Below are 12,340 nucleotides of genomic sequence, written 5' to 3'. Positions count from 1 at the left end.
TCACCCACGAAGCCGTTCCAAAGCATGGAGCCCCAAACATGCGGGCCCATGGTCATCCGGCGTCGTCAACGCGGCTCGCCCCCGCCACATCGGATTGGAGGATGCGCACCCATGATCATCGCCATGGTTACCCAGAAGCTCGTTCAGCATGACGGGCAAGGGCGCGTCAACAGCGTCATCGCCGCCGAACTGCTGCGGCGTGGCCATGATGTTCTGGTCATCGCATCGGAGGTCGGGCCCGAGTTGCGGGACCATCCGCGCCTGCACTGGACGCGGGTGCCGCACTCCGGCGTCCCGACCCAGCTCCTCAAGGATCAGCTCTTCGCATGGCGCGCCGGCCGTCTGCTGAGGGACAGACGGGACGAGATCGACCTCGTGGTCATCAATGGATTCGTCTGCTGGTCGCCCTCGGACGTCAACATCGTGCATTTCGTCCATTCGGCCTGGATACGGTCGCCGGCCCATCCCGTCCGGAAAAGGGTCGGTCCGGTCAGCCTCTACCACGCGCTCTACAACCTCCTGAACGTCGCCTTCGAGCGATGGAGTTTCCGTGGCGCACGGCGGATCGTCGCCGTCTCCAGAACCGTCCGGAACGAGCTGCTGGCCGCCGGCGTCCCCCTGGGCCGCATCAGCGTCATCGACAACGGCGTGGATGCGGCGGAGTTCACGCCCGGAACACCGGATGGCCGTACCCTCGGTTTCGCGGAGGGCGGGCCGGTCGCCCTGTTCGTCGGCGACGCACGGACGAACCGCAAGAACCTCGACGGCGTCCTCCACGCGCTCGCCTCGGTCCCGGGGCTGAACCTGGCCATCGTGGGGGACGCCGAGGGCGGTCCCTTTCCGGCGCTCGTGGACCGGCTTGGCCTCGGCGCCCGTGTCCGCTTCCTGGGCCACCGGAAGGACGTCGCGGCACTCATGCGAGCCGCCGACCTGTTCGTCTTCCCGACACGGTACGAACCCTTCGGCCTCGTGCTTCTCGAAGCCGCCGCGAGCGGCCTGCCGGTGATCACCACGCGCGCGGCCGGTGCCAGCTGGCTTCTCGACGAGCAGGGGGCGATCCTTCTGGACGATCCGGAGAGTGTCGGGGGAATCGCTTCGGCCCTGCGGACGATCACCGACGATCCCGAACTGCGCCGGACCATGGCCGCCGCCGCCCGCCGCATCGCCGAGAGCCACGACTGGAGCGTCACGGCGGCGCGCTACGCCGATCTCATCGAATCCGCGATCCCTCTGGTCAGCCCGCCCTCGCAACGCCCCGGCGCACGGGCGCTCAGCGCAGGGTGATGTGCAGTTCCACCATCACACTGCCCTCCCCCGCCCCGGCATCGGCCGCCGCGATCCCGACGATCGAACCGGACCGGGAGCGGTCGCGTCCGGCCGCTTCTACCCGCGTGGGCTTTTGCGCGCCCGTCTGAAGGACGGCGCCCATCCGGATGGCGGGTTCCGTTTTGCCGACCGGCACGACGCCCTCGGTGGCAACCGGCACGACGGCCCCCTGCGGGCCGGAGCCGGCGGCGACGCCGATGGCCGGATTGTCGCCCTCCACGCGCCGGACGCGGTCGTAATCCCGCTGGACAGCATCGCCGGCCTCGACGCCGCCCTCCCCGACTCGGATGAAGTGGCCGGAGAAATCCTGGGTCCGGAAGCTGTTGGACTTGCATGTGCGGCCGACGAGCAGTGCCGGAACATCCGAACCCCGGCCGAGAACGAGCCGGTCGCCATCGTCGAACCGGTTTCCGACGGCCTCCTCCGCGACGATCACCGCTTTCCCGATCCCGCGGAAATCATCCCCGAAGGCCGCGGTGCCCCCCAGGAACAGGTTCCTTTCCAGGCGCCGGACATTGATGACGCCGTGGTAGGGCGTGGAGGGGTGCCGGTATTTCGGCAGATGGGAATAGCTGCAGCCGATGAAGCTGTTGCCGTAGACCTCGGCATCGCGCCCGTCGATCCAGCCGTTTCCACAGGCCTCGAAGGCGCAATCGACGAACTTGTTGTTCGACAGGAACGGCCGTTTCGGCGCTCCCTCCTCGGCGTGACAGCCGAAGGGGGAGAAGCCCATATGGCAGCCGATGAAGCTGCTGTGATCGATGCCGTTCTCCGGGGCCACGGCGATGGACGCAAAGGTGTTGCCGGCGAGATCGACATCGACCAGCAGATGGTCGCCGAAGCTGACCGTTCCCCCGGACCAGTAGACGCCATAATAGTTCTTCGCGATCTGGCAGGAGTAGAGCGAGGAATGGTCGCGCCAGACGTCAACCCCGGCCCGGAACCCGTAGATTCCCACGCGCTCGATGACGAAACGGGACGTGATTCCCAAGCCGCTCATCGCGGCCGGCGGCTGGGCGAGGCGGTCGCTCAAGCGCGGCCCATGGAACATGATGTCGGCGATCTTGGTCTGCTGGTACCCGTTCCGGTCGGGTCCGCCCGTCCGGCTTCCGGCCCTCAACGCGAAGCGCCCCGCCCCCAGATCCCCCGGCCAGGAGAGGACGGAGGAGCGCAGCCCGGCACCGCGGAGTTCCACTTCGTTGTAATCGTCGTCCCAACGCTCCAGGTTCGGCAGCACCAGTTCCGCGTCGAGGATGTAGCGGCCGGGTGGCACGAACACCGTGCCGCCATGGCCCGTGCGCGACAGGCTGTCGATGGCTCCCTGCAGCACGGCCCAGTCCGTTTCCTGCTCCAGGCTGACCACGTGCGGGTAGAGCTTCCGCGCGTCGCGCAGGGTTCGGAAGCGTTGCGACAGCGGGTGGCTGCGCCCGTCGCCGTGGGCTCCCAGATCCTTGATGGACAGGAAGCCGGCATGGCGCGCCGGGCCTGCGCCCGGCATCGACGGCGTGGCTGCGCGGGCGAACGGCGTGGCGGCAAGCAGCCCCGCCGTCCCGCCCAGAAAGGCACGGCGCCCGATCAAGCCCTTGCACCGACGGCGTGAACGGCCGGAGGGCAGGCTTTCGCCGCCCATCCCGCCGTGCCGTAAACCTCCTCGAGGCGGTCCAGATGACGGTCCAGCGTGAAGGGGGCTTTCCAGTAACGCTCATAAGCCTCGCGGCCCATTCTCAGCGCCGTTTCGTCGTCGGCCAGGTCTCTCAGCCGGGCGGCGAGGTCGTCGCTGTCCCCGCTACGGAAGACGAAGCCGTTCCGTCCGGGAGCGACCGCCTCCACGGCGGCGGTGTTGTCGCTGACGATGACGGGGACGCCGTTCGCGAGAGCCTCGTGGACGGCCAGCCCGAAGGTTTCGTACCAGTGCGAGGGAAGCACGACGACACGCGCCTTGCGGATCTCGGCGGTGACCTGCTCCGCCGGAAGCCAGCCGGCCAGGCTCGCGCCGGGAAAGGCCTCGACGATCGCCGAACGCTCCCCGCCGTCGCCGATAAAGCGCACGGGCACCCCCGCCTTGCGCGCCGCCTCGGCCAGCAGCACGGGACCCTTCTCGCGGGACAGGCGGCCGACGAACAGCACCTCGCGGTTCCTTTCCACGGGAGCAGGTCCGAGATCCCGGACGTCGATCGGGTTCGGAACATGCGCCAGGGCCGTGCCGGCCGGGATATGGGGTGCGATGACGGCGCGCTGCTTCTCGCTCAGCGTGATCAGGGTCATGCCGTCGATCAGGGAGCGGGTCGAGGCGGCCACCGCGAAGCGGGCGGACCGCCAGAGCTTGTGGTGGTAGGCGCGCGCGTCGCAGTGGGTCCGAAGGCAGGCCGGGGAGAGCGCTTTCAGCTCGCAGTTCCGGCCCTTCTGGAAATCGAAGAAGGCGCCGTTGGGGCAGAGCGCGAAATAGTCGTGCAAGGTGAAGAAGACCGGGAGGCCCGACCGGCGGCATATCCAGGCCACGCTGGGCGAAAGGGCCTTGGCCCAGCCATGGATGTGGAGAACGGTGTCCTCCGGCGGACAGGCGTCGATCACGGAGCGCAGGTACTTCGCCGCCGTGGCGTTCCATATTCCGCGGGCGGCGGTCTCCAGCCGGTTTCTGCCGTTCAGCAGGTCGCTTTGACCGAGGCAGACGACCGTCACGCCGGCGGCGATCAGCTCATCCTCCACCGGCCCGACCGCGGCGACGAAGATGACGCGGTGGCCGCGGCGGGCGAGCCCGCAGGCCCCCGCGATGGCGACCCTGGCGAGACCGCCGGATGTGTGCGCGTGGTCGCAGATGACCACGACCGTGCTTCGGCGCATGGGCGTTCGATCCTCTAGTGAAGGGCCTTCTGGTAGACCCGCAGGATTTTCTCGGCGATCACCGGCCAGTCGAAGCGCTGGCGGGCGTAACGCTGACAGAGGTCCTGGCCAGGCAGGCGCCGGCGCCCCTGAAGCGCGTCGGCGATCCCAGCCGCCAGCTCGCGCTCGCCACACCCGCCAAGCACGAGACCGCCGTCAAGCGGTCCCACCACGTCCGGCAGGCCACCGACCGGCGTCACCAGCACGGGCGTGCCGGCCGCCAGCGATTCCGCCACCGTGATCCCGAATCCCTCCAGCGACTGCGACGGCATGACGGAGAGGTCGGCGGCGCGGTAGGCGAGCGGCAGCAGTTCGTCGGGCACGAAACCCAGGAGCCGCACGTGGTTTTCGAGACGCAGCGCCCGGATCCCTTCCTGGAGCGCCCGCGCCTCCGGCCCCTTGCCGATGATCATCAGGAGCGCGTCGGGATTGCGCGCACTCACCTCGACCATGGCGGACAGCAGTTCGGACAGTCCCATCCTCCGGACCAGCCGACGCACCGTGACGACGACCTGGCGGTCCTGCGGCCATCCCAACCGCAGGCGCGCCTGCCGACGGTCCTCGGGGATGGCGAAGCGGCGCGCGTCGACCCCGCCCTCGACGAGCTCGATCTTGTGCTCCGGTACGCCGTACCGGTCGCGCAGTATGGCGCCGAACGCCCGCGACAGCACGACGAAGCGGTCGGCGCGCCCATAGACCGAACGCTCGATCATTCCCTTGATGTGGACGGCCATCCGGCTTCCGCCCTCCACGGCGCTTTCCAGGGCCCAGGGGCCGTGGAAATGAACGACATGAGGCCGCTCGCGCAGGACCGACAGCGCCGCGACCGCGGTCAGGGCGAAATGGGAGGCGACGATGTCCGGGTCGTGCCGCCGAAGGGCCGCGTGTATTCCGGCGCGCGCGGCCGCCAGGCGCCGCGGCAGGGCCGCCGTGGGCGGTGCGAAGGCGGCGGCCCGGCCCCCGCTCTCCGTCGCCACCTCCGGCGAGCCGACCACGAGGCTGCGCACCGCGCAGCCGAACGCGGGCAGGTGCCGGTCGAGGTGATACAGGACATTCTCGGCGCCGCCATGCGCCTCCGGAAACCAGCCCAGGCCGAGCTGGAGGATGGAGGCCGGTGGCTCCAAGCCGCGCGAGCGTTCCACGCCCGGCGCGGGCGCCTCGTCCGTCGCGCTGGAGGTCATCATGCCGGACGTCATCGTCCCCCCTCGGCGGATGCGTTTTCCGTTCGGAACTCCGCTGCCCGGGATTTGGCGAGCCCGTGGTTCTTGGCGGCCAGCGCCATGCCGAGAAAGAACCAGAAGCTCACGCCCGTCACCTTGACCAGCGTGTGTTCGAAGACCATGGAGATGAGGATGGTGACCGCGATCGCCTCGGAACAGCGCGCGAAGCTGTCCGCGGGCATGCCCCGGCGGCGGAACAGGCCGACCATCAGGATGGCGATGCCCGACGCGTACCCTATGGTGCCGGGCCAGCCCAGCTCGTAGGGGACGCGCATGAGGCCGCTGTCGAAATAGGCCATCACGCCCAGCTGGCCGTCGTTGGACAGCTTGGTCGCCGTGTCGACCGCGCCGAGGCCCGCCCCTCCGATGTTGGTCAACGCCTCCACCAGGAAGCGCCCGTAGAACTCCTGGCGCTCCTGGTAGCTGCGGTCATGCTCCATCGTGTTCAGGGAGTCGAAACGGGCCAGAATGACATCGCCGACCTTCGGTATGCTGAACAGGGGCACGACCGCGATGCTCAAGGCCGCCATGATCGCCAGCAAACGCAGCCTGTGCCGTCCCGGCATGGTGATCAGCAGATAGAGGAACACGACGAGCCCGGCCAGCCATGCGGCCCGCACGAGGCTCAGCATCAGGGACGCCAGGGCGAGGGCTCCGGCAAGCGGAACCAGCACGCCGCGGGCGGCTGGAAGCACCGCGATCCCGGTGATCAGCAGGAAGGCCAGGGGGCCGGAGGAATTCAGCGTGCTGAAGACCCGCACCTGCATGGGCAGGGGCTGTCCCTGGTTGGTCATCCCCACGCTGATCAGCCAGTAGGCGTCCCAGGCCGGCATGAAGAAATACTGCACCAGGCCGTAGCCGCCCACGACGATCAGGCCCCAGGTGAAGGTCCGCAGCACCTCGTCGCGGATCTGTGGATAGATGGGCCAGTGGAAGGCCGCATACATGCCGAGCGTGATCGGCACCAGCCAGTTGAGCAGGCCGAAGGTGGCCGCGGGAATTCCCGCCTGCAGGATGCCGACCAGATAGGAGTAGACGAGCCCCGCGATCACCAGCGCGAAGCCCACATAGGACCGGTAGCGCAGCATCGGCGCGTACATGATGATCGTCACCCAGGTCAGGCAGCCGACCAGGAAGGGCGTGATCATCACCGTGCTGATGGTGCTCCACCCCGCCTGATGATCCACGATGCGGCGGACCTCGGGCGTGAGGAACCACAACCACCAGGTGAAGCTGAGGAAGCGGGCCGGGTCCTGCATGCACAGCACGCAGCCCGTCGCCAGTGCCGCGGCCGGGAACACGACGGCCAGCAGGCGGGCCTGCCCCACGGCGCACAGCGCCAGGATCAGGAACCAGAAGGACCAGAGCGCGACACGGCCGATCTGCGCCCGCCATCCGCTTGGGCGCAGCGCTGCGTCCATGGTCATCGTCATGCGGCGGACTCCATCCGGTCCCGCAGCCCCGCGAGACGGCCGCGCAGGGTCGCCCGCAGCTTCGCGGCGGCATGCCGGTCCCCGCGCAGCGTCAGGCGCATCCACTGGGCCAGGCCGGGAAATTCGCTGGTTCCCACGAGGAAGGACCAGACGATGAAGACGCTCCGGTTGAAGGACGGGAAATGGTCCATCAGGGCGACGGTGTCGTTGAAAGCCGCGTTCTCCTGGGCGAGCGGATGGAAATAGCCGGCGCCGCGCTGATCGACGTCGTGGCGCACGCTCGGGAAATGGTCCACGGCGACGCGCGGATCATAGACGAGCCGCCAGCCGCTCCTCCTCAGCCTCAGGGAAAAGTCCAGGTCGTTCTGCACCTGCGCGCCGGCCCCGCGCAGGCGCGTGTTCAGGCGCAGGCTCCCGATGGCGGAACGGCGCAGGCTCCAGTTGGCGCCCTTGAGGACGTCCACGTCGCAGGGCCGCTCGACGCCCAGATGGTGGTTTCCGATCACGCGCCCGAACCACTGGAGCCGGCCGACGGTGCGGGCGCGGCCGCTTTCCAGCCTGCCTTCCTTGAAGACGTAGTCCCGGCCCCCGACCCCGCCGATGCGCTCGTCCAGGTGATACCAGGCTTCGATGCGCTCGATCCAGTCGGCGTGCGGAACCGCGTCGTCGTCTGTGATCGCGACGATGTCCCCCCTGGCATGATCGAGCGCCCGGTTGATGGCCATGACCTGGCCGGGCAGGTCCAACTCCACGATGTCGAGCGGCAGGACGCGGGCGAAACGCTCCGCCATGGCGCGGGAGGCGGGATCGTCGTCGCGCACGGTGACGATCATCTGGTGGGGCGGCATGGTCTGCGCGGCCAGCGCCTTCAGGCACTGCTCCAGCCGGTCGGTGCGCTTGTAGGTCGGCACGATCACCGTCACCCGGAAGGTGCCGCGGCCGGAACGCTCGGGCCTGTCCGGTCCCTCGCCGAGGCGGCTTGCGATGCCGGTGGTCATGGAACGGTCGTGCATGCTGTCCTGCCCTGCGGTTCGGTTCGGCTGTTCGAAGTCGGAGCGTTCAAAGCGGCAGTGGGGCCAGCTGCGGGCGGCGGACCTCGTCCCTGGCCCTGCTGCGCGGCGCCATCGCCGGCGCGTGCATCCAGCCCGCGATCGTGTCCCGCATGCGGTTGTTGAACACGGTCTTGCTGAAGCGCGCGGCGTGTTCCCGGATGATGTCGGGCTGGAAGACATCCGCCTGCTCCTCGAAGCGGTCGACGAGATCCATGATCGCCTCGGGTGTCTGCTCGTCGAAGAACAGGCCGGTGATGCCGTCCTTGACCGTCTCGGTCGCCCCGCCGCGGGAAAAGGCCAGGACCGGTTTCCCCGCCGCCATGGCCTCGACGGGAACGATCCCGAAATCCTCCTCGGCGGCGAACACCAGCGCCCGGCAGGTGGCGTACTGCCGTGCCAACTCCTCGTCGGAGCACCGGCCGAGCAGTTGGACCGTCGGTCCGGCGATGCGCTTCAGCCGCGCGAACTCCTCGCCCTCGCCCACGACGACGAGCGGCTTCTGCATCCGGTTGAAGGCCTCGACCACGATGTCGGCGTGCTTGTAGCGGACGAGTTGGCTGACGAAGAGATAGTTGCCGCCCGATTCCGACTCCGCCGGGTAGTGGGCGGTCTGAACGGGCGGGTAAATGACCGTCGCCTCGCGGCGGTAGGCCCGCCAGATCCGCTGCGCGACCGTGTCCGAATTGGCGATGAAGTGGTCGACGCGCGCGGCCGTCGTCAGGTCCCATTGGCGCAGGCGGTGCATCACCAGCGGCATCAGCGGACGGATCAGGGGACCGGCGGAGGAGAGATAGTCGTGATACCCGCTCCACACGTATCGCATCGGCGTGTGGCAGTAGCAGACATGCAGGGCGTCGGAGCGGGTGAGGACGCCCTTGGCCGGCCCGGATTCGCTGCTGATGACGAGGTCGTAGGCGCTGAGGTCGAGCTGCTCGAGCGCGAGCGGCATGAGGGGAAGGTACTTCTGGTAGAGCCGATGCGAGAACGGCAGGCGGTCGATGAAGCTGGTGTGAACGTGATGCCGTCTGATCGTTTCGGATATGTGCTCGGGACGATAGACGTGCGTGAACACATCGGCGCCCGGATAGAGGTCGCACAAGGCCTCGACGACCTTCTCGCCTCCCCTCATCCCGACCAGCCAGTAGTGAACGATGGCGACCTTCATGACATACCCCTCCCCTGTTCGGGACGACTGTTTTTCGAAGACGGTTGCCGGGCCGGGATTTTCCTGGGCCGAGCCCTTCCCGGACCGGCTCAGCGGCTCTGGCGCAGCAGGTAGGGCCGCACGGGCGGTGGCCGGACGCCGTACTCGAGGTTGGCGTGGTGGCGGGCGTTGACCATCGAGAGGACAGCGCCGCTCACCCGACCACCGACCTCGCGCAGCTGCTTGAGGCTGGCGTTGGCATGGCTCGTCGCGGTCCGCGCCCAGCGCACGACGAAGAGCACGCGGTCGGCGAGCGGTGCCAGGATCAGGGCGTCGGATGCCGACATGACCGGAGGCGTGTCGAGAATGATGATGTCGTAGCGCTCGGAAAGCTCGACCAGGAGCGACAGCATCGCCTTGGAGCCGAGGAGCTGCTGCGGCCGCGCGGTGGGCCGGCCGGCGCTGATCGCCGCGAAGCGGTCGCACCCGTCCCCGCGCAGCACATCGTCGAGTTTGGCATGCCCGCCGAGAAGGTCGGTGAGGCCGACGTGGGGCATTTCCGCGCCCAGGATCTGATGGATGGCGGGCCGCCGCGTGTCGCAGTCCACGATGACGACGCGTTGGCCGCTGTCCGCCAGATAGGCACCGAGCGCCACGGCCATGGTCGTCTTGCCCTCGCTCGCGACGGAGGAGGCGATCATGATGACCTCGGACCGCTCGTCGGAACCGGACAGCCCGTTGGCGCCGACCAGCTTCATCCGGGCGCAAAGGCGCCAGATGGCTTCCGCGAACTCGGCGCCCTTCTCGTCCTTGCAGGACAGGGGCCGCACATTGTCGGTCCACTGCTTGCGGCGAAGAAGAGGCACGGCCCCGAGGGTGGGCAGCCCGAGAAGCGCTTCGACCTGGTGCGAGCTGTAGAGGCCGCGCTGCATGATCACCAGCACCAGCGCGACGCCGACCGCCAGGGCGGTGTAGACGAAGCCGGACAGCGCCGCGAGCAGGTTCTTGCTCGGCCAGACGGCCGCGAAGGGCACGGAGGCGGTGGTGACCACGCGGATGTCCGGCGTCATCTGCATGGCCTGGAGCACCTGCGTCTCCTTCAGCCGCGTGATCGCGCGCCGGTAATTGTCGTCGGACGCGTCGGCCATCCTTTGCAGCTGGCGGACGTTCACGTCGCCTTCCATCGCGCTCAGGGCCCGTCCGCGCAGATCGTCCAGGCGCTTGGTGAGATCCTGAACCCGCGTGAAGTGCTGCTCGACGTCGGCCCGCAGGTTGCGCACGGCGCGGCCGATCTCCCCCGCCACGGAGGCGTTCAGGTTCTGAAGCTCCGCGGTCGCGCTGACCACCACGGGGTGACGGTCGCCGTACTGCTGCCTCAGTTCCGCGAGACGGGCGTTCGCCGTGATCTGCCGTTGCCGGAGTGCCGTGATCAGCGGATTGCTGATGATGGTCGGCCCGCCGGAAGCGCCCCTGCCATTCTCGATGGCGAGGAGTTGCTGCAGCTGCGCCTGGCTGGCCTCATAGGTGCTGCGGGCTTCGGTCAACTGGGCGCTCACCGCGGACATTTCCTCCGCGACCAGAAGGCCGTCGCGGCCACGGGTGAGCCCCGTTTCCGAGCGCAGCGCGTCCACGGCGGCCTGCCCGGTTTCCGTCATGTCCGTCTTAAGGTCCTCGAGCTGGGACTGCAGCCATTGGCTCGCCCTTATGGTCGCCGCCCTCTTGGCCTCGCTCTGCATCGCGCCATAGTTCTCGACGACCGCGTTGGCGATCCGTGCCGCGAGCTTGGGATCCTCCGCTTCGAACGTGACCCGGATGGCGCGGGACTGCACGGCCGGGGAGACCGTGAGTTTCTTGAGAAGGACGTCGGTCACGAGGTCGAGCGATTGGGGCTCGTCAAGACGTTGTGCGGGTGCGGGCGCCTGCGCGGCCAGCACGGTCCGCAAGCCTTCCGGAAGGAACGCCGCACCACCGGAGAGCCAGCCGAACAGGCGGGTCAGGGTGCCGCCCGCGGGTTCGAGCAGACGCCTGTATTCCGGTTCCTGGACCAGATTCGTCTTTTCGACGACGCGCCGGGCCAAGTCGCGGGACCGGAGCACCTCTATTTCGGTGTTCACCGTGTCGAGGTAGATCCCCATGGCATCCGAGACCATGGGGATGTTGATCACCCTGTTCGGATGCGGATCGATCACGACCACCGCCGTGGCCGTGAACAGCGGCGTCATGCTGCGGATCAACAGAAGAGTTGGAATCCAGAGAATCGCGATGACGGTCAAAATAAGCAGCTTCTGCCGCCAGAGCGTCTGCAAAAGCCGTTTGACATCGATCTTGTCCGCCTCCGCCCCGACCGGCGGCGCGATTGGTCCGGTCACACCGACCGGCAACCGACTGTTCTGTGCATCCATTTGGCCAGCACTCCTTTTCCTCACCTTTGGCACATTCAAGTTACTGTCCTAGTAACTTCCCCTTCTTTGAAAGACGACGAAAACGGTTTTCACCATGATCATCAGGTCGCGGTATGTGCTTGCGGTGTTCGCGTAGCGCGCATCAAGCAGAACCCGTTCATCGTAGGACGTGTCGCTGCGCCCGCTGACCTGCCAAAGTCCCGTGATCCCGGGACGGCACGCGTAATAATGGCCGATGTACTTGCCGTACCGTTCGATCTCTGCCGAAACGATCGGCCGTGGCCCGACGAAGCTCATCTCACCGCGGATCACGTTCAGGATTTGCGGCAGCTCATCAAGGCTCGACTGGCGGAGAAACCGCCCAACTTTCGTGACGCGCACATCCTTTTTAAGTTTGAAATCCCTTTGCCATTCGGCGCGCGCATCCGCGTCGCGTTTCAGCAGCTCCTGCAGGACGTCATCGGCATTCACCACCATCGTGCGGAACTTGAGGCATTTGAACGGAACGCCGTTCTGTCCGATCCGCGTGTGCCGAAACAACACGGGCCCGCCATCAAGGGCGACAATGCACGCAATGACAATATACAGAGGAAGGAAAAGAATGGCAGCAATCAACGCAATCGACAAGTCCAAAATGCGCTTCGTTATCTTGTAAAGAACCTTTCCATTGGTTGTCTTTGCGATCTTGACACTGACGTGCCGCTGAGTGGCCGGCGCTTTTGAAGCGTAGTAACGCGTCGATGATGTTTCGACCATGGTTCTCGATAGCTTCGGATTCTCCATTTCAGCCACTCCATTGATCGATTGGCCTCCCCGTACCTTCGAATTTCAAGAAGGTTTCCGGCAGGCGGAGTTTCATGGATGTCATTCCACGTTCTTCCCA

The 12,340-nt window shown here is 67.3% G+C and carries 9 protein-coding genes; 1 reads left to right on the top strand and 8 read right to left on the bottom strand.

Going from position 1 to position 12,340, the window contains the following annotated elements; genetic code table 11:
• The first annotated feature begins 111 nt into the window (after positions 1–111).
• Complete coding sequence (locus JUB11_RS06475; protein WP_207457454.1) at positions 112–1,284, top strand: glycosyltransferase family 4 protein; 1,173 nt, start codon at positions 112–114, stop codon at positions 1,282–1,284.
• Here the strand turns inward: JUB11_RS06475 and JUB11_RS06470 are convergent.
• The 8 genes from JUB11_RS06470 to JUB11_RS06435 form a co-directional block, all read right to left on the bottom strand.
• The gene (locus tag JUB11_RS06470) at positions 1,271–2,905 is read right to left on the bottom strand and encodes a capsid cement protein (protein ID WP_247886890.1); all 1,635 of its coding nucleotides are present in this window, start codon (positions 2,903–2,905) and stop codon (positions 1,271–1,273) included. The two genes, JUB11_RS06475 and JUB11_RS06470, sit on opposite strands and share 14 nt — an antisense overlap.
• Positions 2,902–4,167, bottom strand: a complete 1,266-nt coding sequence (locus JUB11_RS06465; RefSeq protein ID WP_207457450.1) for a glycosyltransferase family 4 protein — start codon at positions 4,165–4,167, stop codon at positions 2,902–2,904. The genes JUB11_RS06470 and JUB11_RS06465 overlap by 4 nt, the downstream gene beginning before the upstream one ends.
• Positions 4,168–4,181: 14 nt before the next feature.
• Positions 4,182–5,402, bottom strand: coding sequence for a glycosyltransferase family 4 protein (locus JUB11_RS06460; RefSeq protein ID WP_247886889.1), 1,221 nt, complete (start codon positions 5,400–5,402; stop codon positions 4,182–4,184).
• A complete protein-coding gene (locus tag JUB11_RS06455; protein ID WP_207457448.1) occupies positions 5,399–6,859 on the bottom strand; it encodes an O-antigen ligase family protein in 1,461 nt (486 codons plus the stop codon). Before JUB11_RS06455 ends, JUB11_RS06460 begins: the two co-directional genes overlap by 4 nt.
• Positions 6,856–7,872, bottom strand: coding sequence for a glycosyltransferase family 2 protein (locus tag JUB11_RS06450; RefSeq protein WP_247886888.1), 1,017 nt, complete (start codon positions 7,870–7,872; stop codon positions 6,856–6,858). Before JUB11_RS06450 ends, JUB11_RS06455 begins: the two co-directional genes overlap by 4 nt.
• Before the next feature lie 46 nt (positions 7,873–7,918).
• Positions 7,919–9,076: a glycosyltransferase gene (locus JUB11_RS06445; protein ID WP_207457446.1), complete on the bottom strand. Its 1,158-nt coding sequence runs from the start codon at positions 9,074–9,076 to the stop codon at positions 7,919–7,921.
• Between the two features lie 89 nt (positions 9,077–9,165).
• Positions 9,166–11,457: a polysaccharide biosynthesis tyrosine autokinase gene (locus JUB11_RS06440; protein WP_207457444.1), complete on the bottom strand. Its 2,292-nt coding sequence runs from the start codon at positions 11,455–11,457 to the stop codon at positions 9,166–9,168.
• 48 nt (positions 11,458–11,505) lie between these two features.
• Positions 11,506–12,240 carry a sugar transferase gene (locus tag JUB11_RS06435; RefSeq protein ID WP_247886887.1) on the bottom strand — a complete coding sequence of 245 codons (735 nt, stop codon included), beginning with the start codon at positions 12,238–12,240 and terminating at the stop codon, positions 11,506–11,508.
• Positions 12,241–12,340 lie beyond the last annotated feature (100 nt).

The sequence above is a fragment of the Azospirillum sp. SYSU D00513 genome, from assembly GCF_017356015.1.
Classification (GTDB): Bacteria; Pseudomonadota; Alphaproteobacteria; order Azospirillales; family Azospirillaceae; genus Azospirillum.
Note: the sequence above shows the minus strand (reverse complement) of the source record. Positions and strands in the feature narration are given on the sequence as shown.

What these genes read in the sequence shown, in the direction of transcription:
- JUB11_RS06465 (WP_207457450.1), bottom strand. Translation starts at nt 4,167, where the DNA reads ATGCGCCGAAGCACGGTCGTGGTCATCTGCGACCACGCGCACACATCC.
- JUB11_RS06450 (WP_247886888.1), bottom strand. Translation starts at nt 7,872, where the DNA reads ATGCACGACCGTTCCATGACCACCGGCATCGCAAGCCGCCTCGGCGAG.
- JUB11_RS06435 (WP_247886887.1), bottom strand. Translation starts at nt 12,240, where the DNA reads ATGGAGAATCCGAAGCTATCGAGAACCATGGTCGAAACATCATCGACG.
- JUB11_RS06475 (WP_207457454.1), top strand. Translation starts at nt 112, where the DNA reads ATGATCATCGCCATGGTTACCCAGAAGCTCGTTCAGCATGACGGGCAA.
- JUB11_RS06455 (WP_207457448.1), bottom strand. Translation starts at nt 6,859, where the DNA reads ATGACGATGACCATGGACGCAGCGCTGCGCCCAAGCGGATGGCGGGCG.
- JUB11_RS06440 (WP_207457444.1), bottom strand. Translation starts at nt 11,457, where the DNA reads ATGGATGCACAGAACAGTCGGTTGCCGGTCGGTGTGACCGGACCAATC.
- JUB11_RS06445 (WP_207457446.1), bottom strand. Translation starts at nt 9,076, where the DNA reads ATGAAGGTCGCCATCGTTCACTACTGGCTGGTCGGGATGAGGGGAGGC.
- JUB11_RS06460 (WP_247886889.1), bottom strand. Translation starts at nt 5,402, where the DNA reads ATGACGTCCGGCATGATGACCTCCAGCGCGACGGACGAGGCGCCCGCG.